15 protein-coding genes are annotated in these 20,054 nt (G+C 69.7%); 7 read left to right on the forward strand and 8 right to left on the reverse strand.

Annotated elements, in window-relative coordinates:
* Positions 1 to 59 precede the first annotated feature (59 nt).
* From JR064_RS09755 to JR064_RS09770, 4 genes are all read right to left on the reverse strand, one after another.
* The gene (locus tag JR064_RS09755; RefSeq protein ID WP_179567149.1) at positions 60 to 1,091 is read right to left on the reverse strand and encodes a LacI family DNA-binding transcriptional regulator; all 1,032 of its coding nucleotides are present in this window, start codon (positions 1,089 to 1,091) and stop codon (positions 60 to 62) included.
* 87 nt (positions 1,092 to 1,178) lie between these two features.
* On the reverse strand, positions 1,179 to 1,919 hold the full coding sequence (gene phbB / locus JR064_RS09760) for an acetoacetyl-CoA reductase (RefSeq protein WP_179567147.1): 741 nt from the start codon (positions 1,917 to 1,919) through the stop codon (positions 1,179 to 1,181).
* 109 nt (positions 1,920 to 2,028) lie between these two features.
* Entirely contained in the window at positions 2,029 to 3,354 is a 1,326-nt protein-coding gene (locus tag JR064_RS09765; protein WP_206229601.1) for a CitMHS family transporter, read from the reverse strand.
* A 139-nt stretch (positions 3,355 to 3,493) separates the two neighbouring features.
* The gene (locus JR064_RS09770; protein WP_206229602.1) at positions 3,494 to 4,693 is read right to left on the reverse strand and encodes an OprO/OprP family phosphate-selective porin; all 1,200 of its coding nucleotides are present in this window, start codon (positions 4,691 to 4,693) and stop codon (positions 3,494 to 3,496) included.
* Between the two features lie 315 nt (positions 4,694 to 5,008).
* On the opposite strand from JR064_RS09770, the gene JR064_RS09775 reads away from it, so the two are divergent.
* Positions 5,009 to 5,689 (forward strand): hypothetical protein, encoded by a 681-nt coding sequence (locus tag JR064_RS09775; RefSeq protein ID WP_191824546.1) that lies wholly within the window; start codon positions 5,009 to 5,011, stop codon positions 5,687 to 5,689.
* Positions 5,690 to 5,697: 8 nt separating this feature from the next.
* On the opposite strand, the gene JR064_RS09780 is transcribed toward JR064_RS09775, so the two are convergent.
* On the reverse strand, positions 5,698 to 5,862 hold the full coding sequence (locus JR064_RS09780; protein ID WP_191824545.1) for a hypothetical protein: 165 nt from the start codon (positions 5,860 to 5,862) through the stop codon (positions 5,698 to 5,700).
* A gap of 5 nt (positions 5,863 to 5,867) precedes the next feature.
* Between JR064_RS09780 and JR064_RS09785 the strand changes: the two genes are divergently transcribed.
* The 3 genes from JR064_RS09785 to JR064_RS09795 are packed head-to-tail and all read left to right on the forward strand — an operon-like array spanning position 5,868 to position 9,032.
* Positions 5,868 to 6,581 carry a response regulator transcription factor gene (locus tag JR064_RS09785; protein WP_179567141.1) on the forward strand — a complete coding sequence of 238 codons (714 nt, stop codon included), beginning with the start codon at positions 5,868 to 5,870 and terminating at the stop codon, positions 6,579 to 6,581.
* Positions 6,574 to 7,962 (forward strand): sensor histidine kinase, encoded by a 1,389-nt coding sequence (locus JR064_RS09790; protein ID WP_191824544.1) that lies wholly within the window; start codon positions 6,574 to 6,576, stop codon positions 7,960 to 7,962. Before JR064_RS09785 ends, JR064_RS09790 begins: the two co-directional genes overlap by 8 nt.
* Entirely contained in the window at positions 7,959 to 9,032 is a 1,074-nt protein-coding gene (locus tag JR064_RS09795) for an ABC transporter substrate-binding protein (protein WP_206229603.1), read from the forward strand. Before JR064_RS09790 ends, JR064_RS09795 begins: the two co-directional genes overlap by 4 nt.
* A 24-nt stretch (positions 9,033 to 9,056) precedes the next feature.
* On the opposite strand, the gene JR064_RS09800 is transcribed toward JR064_RS09795, so the two are convergent.
* Positions 9,057 to 12,218, reverse strand: a complete 3,162-nt coding sequence (locus JR064_RS09800) for a diguanylate cyclase (protein ID WP_338123883.1) — start codon at positions 12,216 to 12,218, stop codon at positions 9,057 to 9,059.
* Between the two features lie 111 nt (positions 12,219 to 12,329).
* Here JR064_RS09800 and JR064_RS09805 point away from each other — a divergent pair, with 111 nt between their 5' ends.
* Positions 12,330 to 12,968, forward strand: a complete 639-nt coding sequence (locus tag JR064_RS09805; protein WP_179567135.1) for a LuxR C-terminal-related transcriptional regulator — start codon at positions 12,330 to 12,332, stop codon at positions 12,966 to 12,968.
* A 117-nt stretch (positions 12,969 to 13,085) separates the two neighbouring features.
* Positions 13,086 to 13,427 carry a DUF5713 family protein gene (locus JR064_RS09810; RefSeq protein WP_179567133.1) on the forward strand — a complete coding sequence of 114 codons (342 nt, stop codon included), beginning with the start codon at positions 13,086 to 13,088 and terminating at the stop codon, positions 13,425 to 13,427.
* Between the two features lie 647 nt (positions 13,428 to 14,074).
* On the opposite strand, the gene JR064_RS09815 is transcribed toward JR064_RS09810, so the two are convergent.
* Together JR064_RS09815 and JR064_RS09820 are read right to left on the reverse strand one after the other, a co-directional pair.
* Positions 14,075 to 16,723 carry a hybrid sensor histidine kinase/response regulator gene (locus JR064_RS09815; protein WP_206229604.1) on the reverse strand — a complete coding sequence of 883 codons (2,649 nt, stop codon included), beginning with the start codon at positions 16,721 to 16,723 and terminating at the stop codon, positions 14,075 to 14,077.
* Between the two features lie 241 nt (positions 16,724 to 16,964).
* Positions 16,965 to 18,137 (reverse strand): OprO/OprP family phosphate-selective porin, encoded by a 1,173-nt coding sequence (locus tag JR064_RS09820; RefSeq protein WP_179567122.1) that lies wholly within the window; start codon positions 18,135 to 18,137, stop codon positions 16,965 to 16,967.
* Positions 18,138 to 18,613: 476 nt separating this feature from the next.
* Between JR064_RS09820 and JR064_RS09825 the strand changes: the two genes are divergently transcribed.
* Positions 18,614 to 19,981, forward strand: coding sequence for a dicarboxylate/amino acid:cation symporter (locus JR064_RS09825; RefSeq protein WP_191824540.1), 1,368 nt, complete (start codon positions 18,614 to 18,616; stop codon positions 19,979 to 19,981).
* The last annotated feature ends 73 nt before the right edge of the window (positions 19,982 to 20,054 follow it).

A 20,054-nucleotide genomic window follows, 5' to 3' on the forward strand; every position in this document is an offset into this window, starting at 1 on the left:
CCCGCTCTTGCGAATCCCCAATCCCGACTCCCCAATCCCGACTCCCCAATCCCGGCCCTTCACGCCGAATCGCGCACCACCAGGCTCACCGCCAGTTCCACCGATTGCAGCGGTTGCCCTTCGATCAGGCCGAGCACGCCATCCACCAGCAGCGTCGCCGCCTGCGCCAGGTCCTGGCGCACCGTGGTCAGTGGCGGCTGGCTGTAGGACGCCAGCGGAATGTCGTCGAAGCCGACCAGCGAGATGTCCTGCGGCACGCGGTGGCCGGCCTCGGTCAGCGCGCGGATCGCGCCCAGCGCGATCACGTCGGAGGCGGCGAACACCGCGTCGGGCGGATCGGTCTTCTTCAACATCGCCCGCGTCAACCGGTAGGCGTCTTCGCTGAGAAAGTGGCTGCGCGCATGTAGCCGCGGATCGAACTCCAGGCCGTGGTGCTCGAGCATGCGCCGGTAGCCGGCGAAGCGCGGCGCCACCTCCGGCAACTGCTCGTCGCCGAGGAAGGCGATGCGACGGCGGCCGGTCTCGATCAGGTGCGCGGTGGCCAGCTCGCCGCCGCGCAGGTTGTCGCTGCCGATGCTGACGTAGGCCTGGCCGTCGATGCGGCTGCCCCACACCACCATCGGCAGGCCGCCGCGCGCGGCGGCGTCGAGCGCGGCATGCTCGGAACTTTGCCCGAGCATGATCACGCCGTCGGCGCGGCTGCCGCGCGCCAGGTCTTCGACCCAATGGTCCTGGTGCCGGTCCAGCTTGGACAACAGCATGCTGTACCCGCGCGCGGTCAGCGCATCGGCGAGCAGCGCCAGCATGGTCATCATGAACGGGTCCGACAGCGGCTGCTCATGCGCGTGCATCAGCGGCACCGCGACGCAGACGATGTTGGAGCGCCGCGAGCGCAGGCTGCGCGCGGCCAGATCGACGCGATAGCCGGCCTCGCTGGCCAGTTGCTTGATATAGGCGCGCGTGCGCCGGGCGACCACCGGGTTGTCGGCCAGCGCGCGCGAGACGGTGGATTCGGACACGCCGGCCATGCGCGCGATGTCGGCCATCTGCAGGCGCGCGCCCGGTGCGGCGCGGTCGGGTTTGTCGGGCATGCGATGTCGGCGCTGGCGCAGGGAGCGGAATCGGCAGTGTATGCCAGCCGCTGCGATGCGAGCGCCAACCCGTGAGGCAGCGCCGGCCTAGCCCATGTGCAAGCCGCCGTTGACCGCGTAGTCGGCGCCGGTGACGTAGGCGGCTTCGTCGGAGGTCAGCCAACCGCACAGCGCGGCCACTTCCTCGGGCTTGCCGAGCCGGCGCAGCGGCACCGAGGTCGCCAGGCGGTCGAGCACGTCCGGCGGAAAGCTGCTGATCGAGGCGCTGGCGATGTAGCCGGGCGACACCGTGTTGACGGTGACCCCGCGCGAGGCCACTTCCTGCGCCAGCGCGCGGCTGAAACCCTGCATCGCCGCCTTGGCGGTGGCGTAGTTGATCTGCCCGATCTGGCCCTTCTGCGCGCTGACCGCGCCGATGTTGACGATGCGGCCCCAGCCGCGCGTGGTCATGCCGTCCACCACCTGCTTGGTGATGTTGAACAGCGAGTTCAGATTGCTGGCGATCACCGCCTGCCAATCCTCGCGGCTCATCTGCCGGAACAAGGTGTCGCGGCTGCCGCCGGCGTTGTTGACCAGCACGTCGATCTCGCCGACCTCGGCCTTGACCTTGGCGAACGCGGCGACGGTGGAGTCCCAGTCGGTGGCGTTGCCTTCGGAGGCGACGAAGTCGAAGCCCAGCTCGCGCTGCTCGCGCAGCCACGCCGACTTGCGCGGCGAATTGGGGCCGCAGCCGGCGACCACGGTATGTCCGTTGCGCGCCAGCTTCTGGCAGATCGCGGTACCGATGCTGCCCATGCCGCTGGTGACGTAGGCGATTCGTAGAGTCATGGAAGAACTCCTTCGGAGTTGGGGAATGGGGAGTAGGGAATGGGGAATGGTTGGAAGCGAGCGCCGCGTTTGCGATTCCCGTTTCCCCATTCCCGATTCCCGGCAGCCATCAAGCGGCCAACGGATACAGCGCGAACAGAAGGCTGCCGCCCATCAACAGCAACGACACCAGCACCGCCCACTTCATGGTGAAACGCTGGTGGTCGGCGAAATCGACCTTGGCCAGGCCGACCAGCAGATAGGTGGATGGCACCAGCGGGCTGAGCAGGTGCACCGGCTGTCCGGCCAGCGAGGCGCGCGCCATTTCCACCGGGGTGATGCCGTAGTGGCTGGCCGCTTCGGACAGGATCGGCAGCACGCCGAAGTAGAACGCGTCGTTGGACATGAAGAAGGTGAACGGCATGCTGGCGAGCGCGGTGATCACCGCCAGGTACGGGCCCCAGGCATCGGGAATCACCGCCAGGAAGCTGCGCGACATCGCTTCGACCATGCCGGTATTGGAGAGGATGCCGGTGAACACGCCGGCGGCGAAGATCAGCGACACCACCGACAGCACGTTGCCGGCATGGTTGACCAGGCGCCGGCGCTGCTCGGCCAGGTTCGGATAGTTGATCAGCAGCGCCAGCGCGAAGCCGATCATGAACAGCACCGGCATCGGCAGCACGCCGATCACCAGCGCCGCCATCAGCGCCAGGGTCAGCACCAGGTTCACCCACAGCAGCTTCGGCCGCTTGATGTCCTCGGCGTCTTCCACGGTCGGCAGCGCATCGCCGTCGTCGGCCACGCTGCTGTCCATCCAGGTGTCGCCCGGCAGCGCGGCCACGCCGAGGCGGCGCCGCTCCTGCATGCCCAGGTACCAGGCCAGCACCAGGATGCCGGCGATCGCCAGCGCCATCGCCGGCACCAGCGGTACGAACACGTCGGCCGGATCCACGTGCAGCGCGGTGGCCGCGCGTGCGGTCGGCCCGCCCCACGGGGTCAGGTTCATCACCCCGCCGGCGAGGATGGTCACGCAGGTCAGGTTCAGCGCGTTCATGCCGATGCGCCGGTACAGCGGCAGCATCGCCGACACGGTGATCATGTAGGTGGTGGAGCCGTCGCCGTCGAGCGAGATCAGCAGCGCCAGCACCGCGGTGCCGACCACGATCTTCATCGGGTCGCCCTTGACCAGGCGCAGGATGCGCCGCACCAGCGGATCGAACAGGCCGGCGTCGATCATCACCCCGAAGTACAGGATCGCGAACATCAGCATCACGCCGGTCGGCGCGATCTTCTTGATCCCTTCCAGCATCATCTCGTTGATGCCGGTGCCGAAGCCGCCGGCCAGCGCGAAGGCGATCGGCACGATGATCAAGGCGACCAGCGGCGACAGCCGCTTGCTCATGATCAGGTACATGAAGGTGATGACCATTCCGAAACCGAGCGCGGTCAGCATGTGAGTTCCTCAGGGTGGTGCATGGAAAAATCGAACCCGACAGCAGGACAGGGCAGCCGTAGACCGCAAGCCGACAACGCATCAAGTCGCGTAATCCCGCCTTTGCGATTCCCGAATCCCGATTCCCCAATCCCGGCTCTCAGAAGTCGTACTGGAAGCGGCCGGTGATCGCGCGGGTGTGGTCGAGCGTGGTGCCGGCCAGGTGGTCGCGGTTGCGGCTGTCGATCAGGTTCAGCATCAGGCGCAGGTTCGGCTTGAGGTACCAGTTGCCGGCCAGTGTCCACGACGCGGTGGAGGCGTCGAGGAAGTCCGCCTGGCCGTCCAGGTGCTGCGTGCCCCACATGCGGTCGTAGCGCAGCGCCAGTTCGAACGCGCCGCGCGGGTTGTTGACCTGCTTGATGCGGGTGAAGCGTCCGGTCTTGCTGTCGTAGCGGCGCGATTCGCCGGTCGCGAACCAGCTGACGAAACCATAGGCGGACAGCACTTGCGCACGCTGCGCGCCATCGTCGAACAGGCCGCCGCTGAATTCGCCCTGCCACGACAGCGGGCCGCGCACCTGCGCGTACTCCAGCGACCATTTGTCCACGTCGGTATCGCGGCCGTCGGCGAAGCGCGCCAGGGTGATGCGGCTGTCGTCGGACAGATGGCCGGCCGGACGCGGGCGGATGCTCAAGGCAGGCGCGCCGTTGGCGCCGGGGTGGTCGTAGCGCTCGTGCGCCAGCGACAGGCCCAGGTGCAGCACGTCGCCATCGCGCGCGCCCGGCGCCCAGGTGCCGCGGCCGCCGAACGCATCGCCCTTGATGTTGGACACGTCGATGCTTTCCAGGCTGTAGACGCTGGCGGCCCAGGTGTAGTCCTTGCCGGCGGCCTGCCACGACACCGCCTTGCGGTACAGCGGCGCCAGCGTGCTGGCCGCGCCGCTGCGCTCCAGGAACTGGCCAAAGTTGGAGCCGGTGCGGTCGTCCAGCGAGAAGTACTGCTTGAACTGGCCGACGCTCAGCGTGCCGGCGTCGAACTTTCGGGTCAGGTAGACGTCCTTGGCCTCGATGCCCTTGCCGTTGAAGTCGTCCTGCAGCCCGGCGAAATCGCCTTCGACCTTGTAGCCGAAGCCGAAGAACTTGCCGGACACGTCGATCCACAGGCGGCGGATCTCGGTGTCGTCGGGATTGGGCGTGCCGCGCTGGTCGTTGTCGAACTGGGCGAAGTCCCAGTGCAGGCGGCCGCCGATCTCGGCGGTGACCGGGCCGTCGTCGTCGCCATCGACGGCCTGCGCCAGCGCGGGCAGGGACAGCAAGGCGCAGGCGCAAGCGCCGCACAGGCTCGATTTCTTCAGGTTCACGTACCCTCCCAGGTGCGCGCAGCGCGTCGATGAGTCGGTAGCCCGCAGCGGAAGGCGCAGGCCAGCGTGGCTGCAGCCTAGTGCGGCGTAGCTGTCATCGACCTGTCGGTGGGGGAGCCAACCGTTTCAGGCGCGCCCGGTCGCCTGCGGTCGGACCGTCGGTCCAGGGGCGCTGGCGGCCGGCGCAGTGCTCGTCGTTGTGCAACCGGCGCAGTCTAGGTAGGTTATCGGCGCTGGACTTTCGGCCAGCGGGAGACCGCGTTCCCTCGTGTCGCAGCATCTCCCTGGCCCCAATCGCGCGTCATCGGAGTCGCCATGCGTAGAGTGCTCGCCGGCCTGTCGGTCCTGGTTCTCGCGGTCGGAGCGTTCATGCTTTGGCAGCGGTCGCCTGTCGCCGCACGCTCGCAGCCAGGCACCGTCGCCTCTGCTGCCGCCGCTGAGGGCGAGGCGCGCGATGCGCGCGCCGCCGGCGCCAAAGCGCGCTCAGGGACGGACCTGCTTCGAGCCGAGGAGACCTCACCCGACATCACCGAAACGTTCCCTGCACCGCAGGATCGCCCGCCGGCAGCGGCGGCGGAGATGGCGTTTCTCACGGGGAAGTCGATCGACGGCGAGACGGCGATGCGTGTCATCGGCGGCAAGGACTTCGACCTGATCCTGCAAAAGGTGGCAAGCCAGGCCGAGTCCGACGGTGTGGCCAAATCCAGGGCCTACAAGAGGAATTTCAGGGACTACTTGAGCGAGGCCGATCCCGGTTTCGCGCTCAAGGATGTCGCATGCGGAACCCATGTCTGCATGGCATCGGCTTCGAATACGCATCTCAGCGATGCGCAATTCTCCGCCGCAGTCCAGGCCATGGCCGGCGCTGTCGATACGCCGATGTATTCCATCGTCATGCAGACGTTGCCGGATCCGGCCGTGCCAGGCGCTTACCTGCACCGCCTCATCTTCACCACGGATCCGAGCATGGCGTCGATCAGCGTGCGGTCGCTGTGAACGCGCCCTCAGTGGGCGCAGCGGCGGTGGCCGTGATCTGCGATTTCGATGCTGCGCATCGTCCCGACCTCGATCGCCGGCTGCCAGCGCGGCGCAAGCGGGTTGGCAGCCGCCGGCATAATGGCATTTGCCAATCCCCAATCCCGGCTTTCCACAGCCGTACGGCTGGTCATCCCCAATGCGTCTCTTGTTAGTCGAGGACAACGCCGATCTGGCCGATGCGATCGTGCGGCGCATGCGCCGCAGCGGGCATGCGGTGGACTGGCAGAGCGATGGGCTGGGCGCGGCCAGCGTGCTGCGCTACCAGAGCTTCGACCTGGTGGTGCTGGATATCGGCCTGCCTGGGCTGGATGGCTTGCGCGTGCTGGCCGGGCTGCGCGAGCGCGGCGATACCACGCCGGTGCTGATGCTGACCGCGCGCGACGGCATCGAGGACCGGGTGCAGGCGCTGGACGTGGGCGCCGACGATTACCTTGGCAAGCCGTTCGACTTCCGCGAGTTCGAGGCGCGCTGCCGGGTGCTGCTGCGGCGCAATCGCGGCAACGCCAGCGAGGTGGTGCAGCTGGGCGGCTTCGCCTTCGACAATGCCGCGCATACGGTCAGCCTGGACGGTGCGCCGATCGAGTTGCCCAATCGCGAATACCGCCTGCTGGAGATCCTGATCGGCCGGCTCGGCCAGGTGGTGGGCAAGGACGAGATCGGCAACGGGCTGTTCGGCTTCGACGACGAGGCCGGGCCGAATGCGATCGAGCTGTACGTCGGGCGCCTGCGCAAGAAGCTGGTCGGTGCGCCGCTGCGCATCGTCACCGTGCGCGGGGTCGGCTACAAGCTGGAAGCGGCCGGGATCGATTCGCCGCCAGCGACGCCGCAGGACCCAGGCGGCGATGGCTGAGGCCGCGCTGCCGGCACCGTCGATCCGGCGCACGCTGCTGCTGTACCTGGGGGCGCTGTCGCTGCTCGGCGCGGTGGCGCTGTTCTTCGCCGCGCGCGACTACGGCCAGCGTGCGGCCAACCGTTCCTACGATCACCTGCTGGTGTCCTCGGCGCTGTCGATTGTCGATTCGGTGGCGCTGGCCGACGGGCAATGGCAGGTGGACCTGCCGTACGCGGCGCTGGACCTGTTGGCGATGGCGCCGGAGGACCGGGTGTTCTACCGGGTGTTCGATGTGCGCGGGCGCACCATCACCGGCTACGACGATCTGCCGAAGGCGCCGTCGCTGCCGCGTGCCAGCGCGGCGCCGCGCTTGTTCGACGCGTTCTACAGCGGCGAGCAGGTGCGCTTCGCGGTGGTGGCGCGGCGGGTGTCGTCGGCCGCGGCGCAGGATGAGGTGTGGGTGCAGGTCGGGCAGACCCGGCGCGCGCGCGAAGCGCTGGCGCAGGATGTGGTGCTGCACGCGCTGGTCGCGATCGCGGTGCTGTCGCTGCTGTCGCTGGCGCTGGTCTGGCTGGGGGTGTATCGCGCGTTGCGTCCGCTGCAGCGGATCGAGCGCGACCTGTCGCGGCGCGAACCCTCGGAGCTGAAGCCGCTGGCGCTGGCCGCGCCGCAGGAAATGCACCAGATGGTGGCGGCGTTGAACCGCTTCATGGCGCGCCTGGCGAGCAGCAACGAGACCTTGCGCGCGTTCATGGCCGAGGCCGCGCACCAGATGCGCACGCCGCTGGCCGCGTTGCGCGCGCAGGCGCAGCTGGCGCTGGACGACGACGATCCGCGCGACATGCGCCGCAGCCTGGAGGCGATCGAGCGCAACGCCACGCACATGAGCCGCCTGCTCAACCAATTGCTCAGCGACGCCAGCGTGATCCACCGCGCCAACCTGCAGCGCTACGCCAGCGTGGATCTGGCCGAGGTCGTGCATCAGGCGCTGCACGAAGCGCTGCCGCAGTCGCAACCGCGTCCGCGCGTGCAACTGGCCATCGCCAGCGAGCCGGCGATGGTGCGCGGCGACGCGCTGCTGCTGCGCGAGGCGATCAAGAACCTGATCGACAACGCCTGCAAGTACGGCGGCGACGGCGCGCTGCAGGTGGCGCTGACCTGCGAAGCGCGCGATTGCGTGGTGACCGTGGCTGATCACGGCCCGGGCATTGCCGCCGCCGACGCCGAGCGCGTATTCGAGCGCTTCGCGCGCGGCGAGGGCGCGGCCGCCGGCGGCGCCGGGCTCGGCCTGGCGATCGTCAAGCGCGTGGTCGACAGCCACGGCGGGCGCATCGATCTGTCCAACCGCGTCGGTGGCGGCCTGATCGCCAGCCTGCGCCTGCCCAGGTTGCACCCATGAGCTCGCATTTTCTGCTGCGCACGGCTGCCGCAGTGCTGGTCGTCCTGTTCGCCCACGCCGCGCTGGCCGCGCCCGGCGACATCCGCCGCTTCCCGGCGCAGGGCAGCGCCCAGGCGCAGCTGTGCATCCAGGGTTCCACCGACATCGAGGTGTTCGCCGCGGTGATCGGCGACTACCAGCGGCTGCATCCGCGCACCGAGGTGGTGTACCAGGACGTGATCGCCTGGGACATGTACCAGCGCTACCTGCATCCGCGGCCCGGCGCACGCTGCGCCGACCTGCTGATCAGCGCCAGCATGGACCTGCAGACCAAGCTGGTGAACGACGGCCACGCGCTCGCGCACCGCTCGCCGCAGACCGAGGCGTTGCCGGCGTGGGCGCAATGGCGGCATGAAGCGTTCGGGATCAGCTACGAGCCGGTGGCGATCGTCTACAACAAGGCGCGGCTGCCGGCGGCGCAGGTGCCGCGCACGCGCCGCCAGTTGCTGGAGCTGCTGCGCGCGCCGGGCATGCCGCTGCGCGGCAGGATCGGCACCTACGACGTGGAGCGCAGCGGCGTGGGCTATCTGTTCGCGACCCAGGACGGGCAGATCGGCAGCATGGCCGGCGCCTTGCTGGCGGCGATGGGCGACAACCAGGTGGTGCTGGAAGAACGCACCGGCGTGCTGCTTGACCGGGTCAGCCGCGGCGAACTGCTGCTGGCCTACAATGTGCTCGGTTCCTACGCGCAGGCACGGATCGACGCCGGCGCGCCGCTGGCGATCGTGCAGCCGGAGGACTACACCCTGGTCGCGCTGCGCACCGCGGTGATTCCGCGCGATACGCCGCACGCGGCCGAGTCGCGCCGGTTCCTCGACTATCTGCTGTCGCCGCGCGGGCAGCAGGTGCTGTCGCGCGAGGCGTGGCTCAAGCCGATCCTGCCGGGCGCCGGTGGCACGACGCCGGCGGCGACTCCCGCATTCCGCCCGATCGCGCTGGGGCCGGGCTTGCTGGTGTACCTGGACGCACTCAAGCGCCGCCAGTTCCTGGATGCCTGGCGCAGCAGTATGCGCCGCCATCCGCCGCGCTGAACGCGCCGCGGCGGGCGCCGGCGTTCAACGCGCGAAGTGCGGCGGCTGCGCGGTGGAGTGCAGGATGCGCACGCTGTCGCCGAGCTGTTCGGGCGCGCCGCCGGCAAGCAAGGCCTGCACGCGCGGCCGGTCCGGTGCCGCGCCGGCGCCCAGCCCCACCCAGGCGTTCTTGCCGGCGCCCTTGGCCGCGTACAGGCAGCGATCGGCCAGGCCCACGCTCTGCTCCCAATCGCCCAGCGCCGGCCACGCCGCCACCAACGGCCATGGCGCGAAACCGATCGAGCAGGTCAGCGTCAGTTCGCGCTGCTCCAGCGCGAAGCGCTGCGCGGCCACCGCCGCGCGCAGGCGCTCGGCCAGCGCCTCGGCGGCGCCGTCGCGCGACAGGCGGGTGACCAGCACGAATTCCTCGCCGCCCCAGCGCACCAGCAGGTCGCGGTCGCCGCACAGCGCGCGCAGGCTGTCGGCGCAGTGCACCAGTGCGGTGTCGCCGGCCTGGTGGCCGTAGTCGTCGTTGATGCGCTTGAAGTTGTCGAGGTCGATCATGAAGAAATACAGCGCATCGGCGCTGCTGCCGGTGTCGAGCTGGGCGCGCAGCGCCGGGCATTCGCGGGCCAGCCAATCCTGCAGTTCGCGGCGGTTGGAGACACGGGTCAGCGGGTCCAGGCGGGTGGCCGCTTCCAGTTGCGCATTGCTCTGCAGCAGCTGCTGGTTGGCGCGCTCCAGCTGCCGCGTGCGCTCGGCGACGGTGAGGTTCAGCAGTTCCACCATGTCGCGCTCGCGGTTGACCGTGCGGCGCACGCGTTGCGCGGCCAGGCCGAGCAGCAACAGGCCCAGCAGCGCGTAGCCGGCGTACGCCAGCGGATGCCGCCACGGCGGCGGCCGCACCTCGATCCGCAGCGTGCGCGCGGCGCCGAACTGGCCGTCGCGTCCGGCTGCCTGCAGCTCCAGCGTGTAGCGGTCCGGCGGCAGATGGCTGACCGAGAATTCGCTGTGCGCGGTCTGCGGATAGACCCAGCCCTGGTGCAGGCCGTCGACCCGGTAGCGCAGCCGCGCCGTGCCCGGCGCGGTGAAGTCGATCGCGGTCATGCCCAGGGTGAACACGTTGTCGCGATAGTCCAGCGCGATGTCGTGCGCATACACCACGTCGGTCTCGGTCTGCCGCTTGCCGTCGTGGCTGCCTTCGCTGGCGTCGAGCACGCGCAGGTCGGTCAGCACCGCGCGTGCCGGGTTGCTGCGCAGCGGCAGCTTGCGCGGGTCGATCACGTCCACGCCCTGCGTGCCGCCGAAATACAGCAGGCCGCGGCTGTCACGATAGCCCTGGCCGCTGTTGTATTCCTGGTTCTGCAGGCCGTCGCGGCTGCCCAGGTTCTGCACGATGCGGGTGGCCGGATCGAGCACGCTCAGGCCGTTGTTGGTGCTCAGCCACAACCTTCCCTGCGGATCCGGCAGGATGGTGTAGATGACGTTGCTGCTGAGGCCTTCGCGGTCGGTGTAGCGCACCGCGACGTCGCGCTTCAGGTCCACCGCATACAGTCCGCCTGAGAACGTGCCGACCCACAGCACGCCGTCCTTTTCGTAGAGCGACCACACCGACGGATACAGGCCGGTGCCGCCGGGGCGATAGGGCTCGGCCGGCCGGTCGCCGCGCATCCGCCACAGCCCGCAGTCGTTGCAGCCGATCCACAGCGTGCCCTGGGTGTCGCGGTACACCCGGGTCAGCGTGCGCCCGGCCAGCGGCGCCCAGCGCGGATCGTCCTGCACGCGGCCGTCGACCACCCGGGTCAGGCCGCGGCGCGTGGCCACCCACAGCGTGTAGCCTTCGCGCAGCAGGGCGTTGACGTGCGCATCGGCCAGGCCGTCCACGCGCGCCAGCGCACCGCTGCCGTCCAGGCGCCACAGGCCGTGGCGGGTTCCCAGCCACCAGTGGCGGCCGTCGCCCTCGATGGCGCGCACCATGCGCGTGGCCAGCGCGGCCGGGACCTGCCACGGCGCGCGGCCGCGCTCGCGCAGCAACAGCCCCTGGTCGGTGCCGATCAGCATGCGCGCGCCGTCGCGCCAGATGCTGCGCACGCTGGGACTGGGCCAGGCATGGGTGTCGCTGAGGTCTTCCTCGTCGTTGCGGATCACCGCCGACATCGGCCGCACCCGGTACAGGCCGGCGGTGTAGGTGCCGATCCACCAGGTGCCGTTGCCGTCCTGATAGAACCGGGTGATGGCGCTTTGCGGCGGCACGTCGAAGCTCAGCCGCCGCGGCGTCGCCGCATCCTTGTCCAACTGCGTCACCGTGGCATTGGTGGAGCCGACCAGCACCCGCCCGTCGGCCAGGCGGATCAGCGCGCTGAGATCGCTGTGCCCGGCGAGCAGTTGCTGCGTGCTCCAGTGGGCGAGCGTGGCGCCTTGCGCGTCGAGCTTGAACAGCCCGGCGCTGGCCGAGGCCAGCCACAGCCCTTCCGGCCCGGATTGCAGGCCCACGCATTCGTCGATGCCGGGCGGCGCCGGCAGCGCCTGGCGTGCGCTCGCGCCGAGCAGCCACAGCCGGCAGCGCCGGTCCAGCGCCACTGCGCGCTTGCCGTCGGGCATCCAGGTCAGGCCGACCACCGGCGCATCGCCGCCCAGCGGCAGCACCCGGCTCAGCGTCGCGTCGACGCGGTCGATGCCGTGTTCGGTGCCGAGCCAGGCGCCGCCCTGCGGATCGATCAGGATGTTCATGATCCGGTTGTGCGACAGGCCGTCGGCCACGCCCAGCCGATGCCGCTTCCAGGTGGCCAGATCGATCACTTCCAGGCCGGCGTCGTTGCTGCCCAGCCACAGGCGGGTGCCGCGGGCCTCGAAGGCGAGGCTGTCGATGCTGCTGCTGAGCAGGCTTTGCCGGTCGCTGGCGTTGAGCTCGTGCCGGTAGACCCGGAACAGATGGCCGTCGAAGCGGTTGAGGCCCTCCTGCGTGGCGATCCACAGGAAGCCCTGGTCGTCGCTCTGCAGCGCGGTGATGGTGAGTTGCGACAGCCCGTCGCCCAGGCCGAAATGCTCCAGGCTGCTCGGCAACTCGGTGTCGTCGCCATCGCTGGCGGCTGTCGCGGCGAGCGTCGCGGCCACGCTCGCGCCTGGCGCCAGCAGCGCCGCCAGCAGCGCGCAGCGGCACCCGGTCGGGCGCAGGCCGCGCAGCAGGGTCGAAAGAGTCCGGATCACGCCTCGCTATCGGCCGCCGGCGTTGCGGCTTGAACGCGGCCAATGCCGGGGGCGGTGCGATTCCTGGCGCGGGGCCGGCACGGCGGCGGCCGCGCATGCCAGACTGTAGGCATGGATGCGCCCACGATTCTGGTCGCCGACGACCATCCCCTGTTCCGCGCCGCGGTGCTGCACGCGCTGCGCCAGGCCTTGCCGCGCGCGCGGGTCACCGAGGCATCCAGCGCCGCCACGCTGGATGCCGCGCTGGCCGCGCAGGCGCACGCCGACCTGGTCCTGCTGGACCTGGCGATGCCCGGCGCGCGCGGCTTCTCGGCCCTGCTGCACGTGCGCGGCGAACGTCCGGAGGTGCCGGTGGTGGTGATCTCCTCCAACGACCACCCGCGGGTGATCCGCCGTGCGCAGCAGTTCGGCGCGGCCGGCTTCATTCCCAAGTCCTCGCCGGCCGAGACCATCGGCATCGCGGTGGCGGCGGTGCTCGATGGCGGCACCTGGTTCCCGCCGCTGACCGCCGCGCGTTCGGAAGCCGACGCGCAACTGGCCGCACGCCTGGCGCAGCTGACCCCGCAGCAGTTCCGGGTGCTGCTGTGCCTGGCCGACGGCCTGCTCAACAAACAGATCGCCTACGAACTGGGCCTGGCCGAGAACACGGTCAAGGTGCATGTGACGGCAATCCTGAAAAAGCTCGAGTGCCACAGCCGCACCCAGGCCGCGGTGCTGGTCAAGGCGCTGGAGCCGGAAGGCGAGGCCTGAACCCCGCGCGCAGCGATCTGCCCTGCGATGGGCCGGGAGCGTTTTCCGCCGCGCCCGGATACGCGATGCTATGCACTGGCGCCCGCGCTTCCTGCGGGCGGAAAGGACCCCCGGACCATGCCTATCCGCAACGAGCAGATCGCCTACTACCCGTTCCTGCAGGAAATGCTGGACGACGACTATTTCCCTTCCTTCCTGGTCGGCAAGGGCCAGAAGATCCTGTTGCGGCTGTGCGAGGCGATCGAGGCGCAGGCCCCGCCGGACCTGCCGGCGCTGTACCGGCTCACCCACGCCGCCACCGAGGAATTCAACGCGCTGGCGCTGGAGTTCGAGGCGCACGACAGCGAGATCGAGACCGCCGCGCGCGACAACATCGGCGTGGACTTCCTGTACATCGCCAGGACCTACGGCTTCGATGCTGCCGATGCCGAGGAGTTGATCGCGCCACGCGAGTGGTGAGCGGGGCGGGGTGCATCGGGCGTCGGTGGGGCTATGCGCGCCGGCTGTTCCCTTCTCCCCTCGGGAGAAGGTGCCCCGCAGGGGCGGATGAGGGTACGTGCGCAGCCTCGTGCACCCAACTGAGCGAGTCGCTTTCGCGCCGGACCCTCACCCCAACCCCTCTCCCGATGGGAGAGGGGCTAGCGCTGTTCCCTTCTCCCACCGGGAGAAGGTGCCCCGCAGGGGCGGATGAGGGGACGGGCGCAGCCTCGTGTACCCAACTCCGCGAGTCGCTTTCGCGCCGCACCCTCACCCCAACCCCTCTCCCGACGGGAGAGGGGCTGATGCTTGTTCCCTTCTCCCCCGGGAGAAGGTGCCCCGCAGGGGCGGATGAGGGGACGTGCGCAGCCTCGCGCACCCAAACTCCGCGAGTCGCTTCCGCGCCGGACCCTCACCCCAACCCCTCTCCCGAGGGGAGAGGGGCTAGCGCTGTTCCCTTCTCCCCCCGGGACCATGGCCCCCTTTTCGGGAGAAGGTGCCCCGCAGGGGCGGATGAGGGGACGGGCGCAGCCTCGTGCACCCAACTCCGCGAGTCGCTTTCGCACCGCACCCTCACCCCAACCCCTCTCCCGATGGGAGAGGGGCTGATGCTCCGGTGGGAGCGAGGTTCAGCCCCGCCGCAACAGCATCTGCGTCATCAGCGCGCGCAGCGCCGGCGCGCGCACCGGCTTGGACAGGAAGCCCCATCCCTGCGCCTGGGCCAGCGTGCGCAGCGCCGGATCCGGTTCGGCGGTGACCAGGATCACCCGCGGTTCGGCGTTCCAGCGCCCGCACAGCTGCGCGAACAAGGCCGGGCCGTCGCGCTCGCCCATGCGCACGTCCAGCAGCACCAGCTCCGGCGCCTGCGCCGGTTGCGCCGCGGCCAGCGCCTCTTCGGGCCCGGCGGCCAGTTCCACCCGGCACGCCCAGCGTTCCAGCAGCGCGCGGCTGGCCTCGCAGACGCGCGGGTCGTCGTCGATGCACCACACCCGGCAGCCGTGCAGGATCGGGTCGTCGCCGTTGTCGCTGGCCACCGCGGTCGGCGCCTGCGCCTGCGCCGCGGCGGCGGCGTCGCCCAGCGCCACGGTGACCGCGAACACGCTGCCGCGGCCGAGCTGCGAACGCAGGCCGATGCGGTGGCCGAGCAGGCGGCCGATGCGCTCCACGATCGCCAGGCCGAGGCCAGCACCGCGGTCGTGGGCGACGCCGTCGCCGAGGCGGCGGAACTCCTCGAAGATCTCCTGCTGCAGCGCCTCGGGGATGCCCGGGCCCTGGTCGTGGACCTCGATGCGCAGGCTGTCGCCGTCGCGGCGGCAGCCCAGCAGCACGCGTCCGCGCGGGGTGTAACGGATCGCGTTGGACAGGAAGTTCTGCAGGATGCGCCGCAGCAGCGTCTCGTCGCTGCGCACCGCGGCGCGGGTGGGCACGTAGTCCAGGCGCAGGCCGCGGTCCTCGGCGACGATGCCGAACTCGTGCGCCAGGGTCTGCAGCAGCGGCCCCAGCGCGAAGTCGCGCACCTGCGTCTTCAGCGTGCCCGCTTCCAGCCGCGAGATGTCCAGCAGGCTGTTGAGGATCGCGTCCTGCGCGACCAGCGCGTTGTCGACATGGTCGGCGATCTGCCGCGCGTCGTCGTCGTGCAGCTTGCCGCGCAAGGCGGACACGAACATGCGCGCGGCGTTGAGCGGCTGCAGCAGGTCGTGCACCGCCGAGGCGACGAAGCGGGTCTTGTAGCGATTGGCGTTCTCGGCCTCGCGCTTGGCGTCGGCCAGGTCGCGGGTGCGCTCGGCGACGCGGTGCTCCAGCGCGTCGGCCAACGAACGCAGTTCGCGCGCGGCGTTCTTGTAGCTGGTGATGTCGGCGTAGCTGGTGACGAAGCCGCCGTCGGGCAGCGGGTTGCCGCGGATTTCCAGCACCGTGCCGTCGTCCTTCTCGCTCTCGCGCATGTGCGGGCGGCCGCTGCGCAGGTGGTCCAGGCGGCGCTGGATCGCCGCTTCCACCGGGCCGGGACCGAGCAGGCCGCGGCGCGCGTTGTAGCGGAACACGTCCTCGATCGGGCGGCCGATGCGGATCAGCTCCGGCGGGAAACGGAAGATCTCCAGATAGCGCGAATTCCACGCCACCAGGCGCAACTGCGCATCGATGATCACCACGCCCTGCGGCAGATGCTCCAGGCTGCGGCTGAGGCCGGTGTCGGCCTGTTGCGCGGCCTGCACCACGCCGTCCTGCGCGGTGCGCAGCTCCTGCGCATGCTGTTGCAGCAGCGATTCCAGCTCGCGCCGACTGCGCTGGCGCAGCCGCGCCAGGCGCTGGCGTTGCTGGAACAGCAGGCCCAGGAACACCAGCGCCAGCCAGATGCCGGCCGCGGCCAGCGCGGCCGCGCGGCCGGCGGCGCGGCTGCCGCCGATGTCGTGCAGCAGATGCAGGCGCCAGCCGCTTTCCGGCAGCGCCATGCTCTGCCACAGCAGCGGCGCCGATTGCGCGGGCGCGTCGATGCGCATCACCTGGCCGCCGTCGTCCAGCGCGGCCAGGCTGCGCCGCCGCGCCGGCAGCAAGGTCTGCCGGGCGTATTGGCGGGTGGCGAGCAGTTCGTCGCGTTCGTGCGCGCTGAGCGGCTGCAGCTGGCGGTAGCGCCAGGCGTCGCGGCTGGACAGGAACACCACGCCATGGCGATCGCTGACCAGCACCACGTCGGGCACGCGCAGCCATTCGCGTTCCAGCGCGGCCAGTTCGATCTTGATCACGATCACGCCCAGGGTGCGCCCGGTATCGTCGCGGATCGCCTGCGACAGGAAATAGCCGGGCACGCCGGTGGTCATGCCGATGCCGTAGAAACGGCCGCTGCCCTGCGCCAGCGCCTGCTTCACGTAGGGACGGAAACTGTAGTCGGCGCCGACGTTGCTGCTGGCCAGGCGCCAGTTGCTGGCGGCCACGGCGACGCCGTCGGCGTCGATCAGGGTCAGCGTCGAGGAACGGGTGACGTCGTTGGCGCGCTCCAGCTTCAGGTTCAGCCGCTGGTGGTCGGCCGGGTCCAACGGCTGGGTCAGCGCATCGCGCAGTTCCGGATCCAGCGCCAGCACCTGCGGCAGCGTGCGGTAGCGGTCGATGCGCTGCTGCAGGGTCTGCGCGTACAGCTCCAACTGCTGGCGCAGTTGCCGGCTCTCGGCGCGCAGCGCGCGCTGTTCGGCGAAATGCCCGGCCGACAGCATCGCCAACGCCATGCCGCCGAGGGCGGCGAGCAGGAGCAGGGCGAAGCGGCGATAGCGCAGGGCGGGATACATGCGGAGTGGGCGCGGTCGGGACGGTATCCTGCCAGCTTAGCGGCAGCGGCACGCGTGCTGGCGATTCGTTTCGCGGACGGTCGCAGCGTCGCCGCGATCGCGCAAACGGCCGCCGCGGACGGGGGCCGAATGCACGACGGCAGCGCCGGCCCGAGTGCGGGCCGGCGCTGCCGCCGTGGGTCTTCGTTGTGAACGCATCCGATCGGACAATGCCGATCGGGTGCCGATCAGGAGCTGCCGATCAGAACTGCACCTGCGCGCGCAGGTCGATCGAGTCCGGCTTGGTGTGCACGCCGGCGCGTTCGGCATCGGCGCGCACGTAGTTGGCCTGGAACTTGAAGTGGCTGGTCAGGTACCAGTTGGCGCCCACGGTCCAGTCGTGCTGGCGGCCGCCAAGCACCGTGCCGTCGTCCAGATCCAGGCGGCTGTAGCGCAGCAGCAGTTCGACCGCGCCGTAGGCGTTGGCCGGCTTGATGTTGGCCACGTTGCCGGCGCTGTACGGACGCGACTCGCCGGTCAGCACGTAGCTGGCGAACACGTACTGGCCGTCGGCGGTGTAGTCCGGGCGACCGTTGTCGCGGGTGACCTCGGCGCGCAGCGCTTCGCCCTGCATCGAGAACGGACCCTTGATCCAGATCGCTTCCAGCCCGGTCCGGCGCACCTGGTCGGCATCGACCAGGGTGCCCGAATCGACCAGGCGCACGTCGGTCAGGCCGGCTTCCGGGCGCGCACGCAGGCGCACGCGCGGGCTGAAGCTCACGTCCAGGCCGTTGTGGTAGCCGCGCGGGTTTTCCTGCGAATACGCCAGGCCCAGATGCAGCACGTCGCCCTCGGCCTTGAACGGGGTCCACACGCCGCGCACCGCCTGGGTGGTGCCGGGGTTGTCGCCCTGCAGGTCCTTGCCGCCGTACGCGCCGGCCTGCAGCAGGTACTGCGGGCGCTCGAAGGTCCACTCCACGCCGGTGCGGCGGCCCTGGTAGATCGCCTGGATCGGCAGCGCGGTTTCCAGGAAGCTGTCGGCACGCGAACTGGTCACGCCTTCCAGGCCGACCGGCACCTTGATGTAGCCCAGCCGCACCTTGCCGTAGTCGCTGCCGAACAGCGCCTTGGTCTCGAAGCGGAAGAACACGTCCAGCCACAGCTTGGACTGGAAGTCGAAGTACACCATCGCGTCGTACACGCCCTTCTTCTTCAGCGTGGCGCCGAATTCCTTGCGGCGGAACGCGTTGTCGTCTTCCAGGCGCGCGTCGTCGTCGGAGAAGTTGTTCCAGTCGTAGCCGTAGTTGCCGGTCACGGCCAGTTCGGTGCCGTCGCTGAAGGCGACCTTGGTCGGCCAATCGTCGAACCCGCTGGCGGCAGCGGCAGGAGCGGCGGCGGTCAGGCACAGCGCAGCGAAGAGAAGGGTATGGCGCATGGTGTGGTCGTCTTCTTGATGAGGAAAAAAGCGCGCCGGCACTCGACTGACGGGACGGCAAGGCTTGCGCGGGCGGTGCAGCGTGATGCCGACCACGACCTTCCCTCGGCCGCGGTGCGGGGCGCATCGCCGGAACAACGAGCCGCCCGCATGCAATAGCGGACGAATCCGGCGGTTCTTTACAGCGGTGTTGCGATCCTGCGACGGCGCATCGCCCCTGAATACGCATGCGACGCCGGCGCGCCGGCGGCAGATCGGTACGCGACGCAGCATCGGCGGGCATTCCCATGGCCGGCATTGCGCGTCGCACCTCCCTCCCGTGAGCGTGCCGGAACACTGTAACTGCGTCGGCGGCGCCGCGAACAGGGGACTAGTACCAATAGGTTATCTGCTTAGAAGCCGGCGCCGCGTACAAAGGCAGCATTCCGCGACCTGCGTCGGGTTGCCGGTCCATACCTGTCTTCCGGAGCGCACTCATGCATATCCCAACTTCCCCGGCCGGCGGCGTCGTGCATCGGCACGTGCCGTTCTATCGGCAGCTGTATTTCCAGGTGGTGGTCGCCATCGTGCTCGGTGCGCTGCTCGGCCACTTCGAACCGGCCTTCGCCGAGAAACTCAAGCCGCTGGGCGATGCGTTCATCAAGCTGGTGAAGATGATCATCGCGCCGGTGATCTTCCTGACCATCGTCACCGGCATCGCCGGCATGACCCACCTGAAGACGGTGGGCCGGGTGTTTGGCAAGGCGATGATCTATTTCCTGTTCTTCTCCACGCTGGCGCTGGTGGTCGGCATGATCGTCGCGCACGTGGTGCAGCCCGGCGCCGGCATGAACATCAATCCTGCCGATCTAGACCAGACTGCGGTCAAGAGTTATGTCGAGAAGTCGCACGACCTGACCTTGGTCGGCTTCCTGATGGACATCATCCCGAACTCGCTGATCGGCGCCTTCACCGGCGACCAGGTCGCCAACGGCAAGCTGCTCGGTCCCAACATCCTGCAGGTGCTGTTCGTGGCGGTGCTGTTCGGCGTGTCGCTGGCGCTGGTCGGCGAGCGCGGCAAGCCGGTACTGAACCTGCTGGAGGCGCTGATCGCGCCGGTGTTCAAGCTGGTGCACATCCTGATGAAGGCCGCACCGATCGGTGCGTTCGGCGCGATCGCCTTCACCATCGGCAAGTACGGGGTGGAATCGCTGATCAACCTGGCCTGGCTGGTGGGTTCGTTTTACGTGACCTCGCTGCTGTTCGTGCTGGTGATCCTGGGCGCGGTGGCGCGCCTGTGCGGCTTCTCGATCTTCAAGCTGATCCGCTATCTGAAGGCGGAACTGCTGCTGGTGCTGGGCACGTCCTCGTCCGAATCGGCGCTGCCGTCGCTGATGGAGAAGATGGAAAAGGCCGGTTGCGAGAAGTCGGTGGTCGGGCTGGTGGTGCCCACCGGCTATTCGTTCAACCTGGACGGCACCAACATCTACATGACCCTGGCCGCGCTGTTCATCGCCCAGGCGACCAATACCGAGCTGACCCTGGGCCACCAGATCGCGCTGCTGCTGGTGGCGATGCTCAGCTCCAAGGGCGCGGCGGGCGTGACCGGTGCCGGCTTCATCACCCTGGCGGCGACGCTGGCGGTGGTGCCGGAAGTGCCGGTGGCGGGCATGGCGCTGATCCTGGGCGTGGACCGCTTCATGAGCGAATGCCGCTCGCTGACCAACTTCATCGGCAACGCGGTGGCCACCGTGGTGGTGTCGCGCTGGGAGAACGCGCTGGATCGCGATCGCCTGCGCATCGCCCTGGACGGCGGCGAAGACGCCTTGCCGGCGGTCGCGGTCGAGCCCGCCGCGCTCCGCTGAGTTTCCGCATGCTGCGCGCGCGCCGGCCTGGCCGGCGCGTCGCGTTTCCGGCCCCGGGCCTGCGCGGCGACAG

The organism is Xanthomonas bonasiae (assembly GCF_017163705.1).
GTDB lineage: Bacteria > Pseudomonadota > Gammaproteobacteria > Xanthomonadales > Xanthomonadaceae > Xanthomonas_A > Xanthomonas_A bonasiae.

Bases quoted from the DNA above. Each gene is read 5' to 3' on its own strand.
- JR064_RS09820 (WP_179567122.1), bottom strand. From the start codon at position 18,137: ATGCGCCATACCCTTCTCTTCGCTGCGCTGTGCCTGACCGCCGCCGCT.
- JR064_RS09815 (WP_206229604.1), bottom strand. From the start codon at position 16,723: ATGTATCCCGCCCTGCGCTATCGCCGCTTCGCCCTGCTCCTGCTCGCC.
- phbB (WP_179567147.1), bottom strand. From the start codon at position 1,919: ATGACTCTACGAATCGCCTACGTCACCAGCGGCATGGGCAGCATCGGT.
- JR064_RS09765 (WP_206229601.1), bottom strand. From the start codon at position 3,354: ATGCTGACCGCGCTCGGTTTCGGAATGGTCATCACCTTCATGTACCTG.
- JR064_RS09825 (WP_191824540.1), top strand. From the start codon at position 18,614: ATGCATATCCCAACTTCCCCGGCCGGCGGCGTCGTGCATCGGCACGTG.
- JR064_RS09805 (WP_179567135.1), top strand. From the start codon at position 12,330: ATGGATGCGCCCACGATTCTGGTCGCCGACGACCATCCCCTGTTCCGC.
- JR064_RS09775 (WP_191824546.1), top strand. From the start codon at position 5,009: ATGCGTAGAGTGCTCGCCGGCCTGTCGGTCCTGGTTCTCGCGGTCGGA.
- JR064_RS09755 (WP_179567149.1), bottom strand. From the start codon at position 1,091: ATGCCCGACAAACCCGACCGCGCCGCACCGGGCGCGCGCCTGCAGATG.
- JR064_RS09790 (WP_191824544.1), top strand. From the start codon at position 6,574: ATGGCTGAGGCCGCGCTGCCGGCACCGTCGATCCGGCGCACGCTGCTG.
- JR064_RS09795 (WP_206229603.1), top strand. From the start codon at position 7,959: ATGAGCTCGCATTTTCTGCTGCGCACGGCTGCCGCAGTGCTGGTCGTC.
- JR064_RS09810 (WP_179567133.1), top strand. From the start codon at position 13,086: ATGCCTATCCGCAACGAGCAGATCGCCTACTACCCGTTCCTGCAGGAA.
- JR064_RS09785 (WP_179567141.1), top strand. From the start codon at position 5,868: ATGCGTCTCTTGTTAGTCGAGGACAACGCCGATCTGGCCGATGCGATC.
- JR064_RS09780 (WP_191824545.1), bottom strand. From the start codon at position 5,862: ATGACCAGCCGTACGGCTGTGGAAAGCCGGGATTGGGGATTGGCAAAT.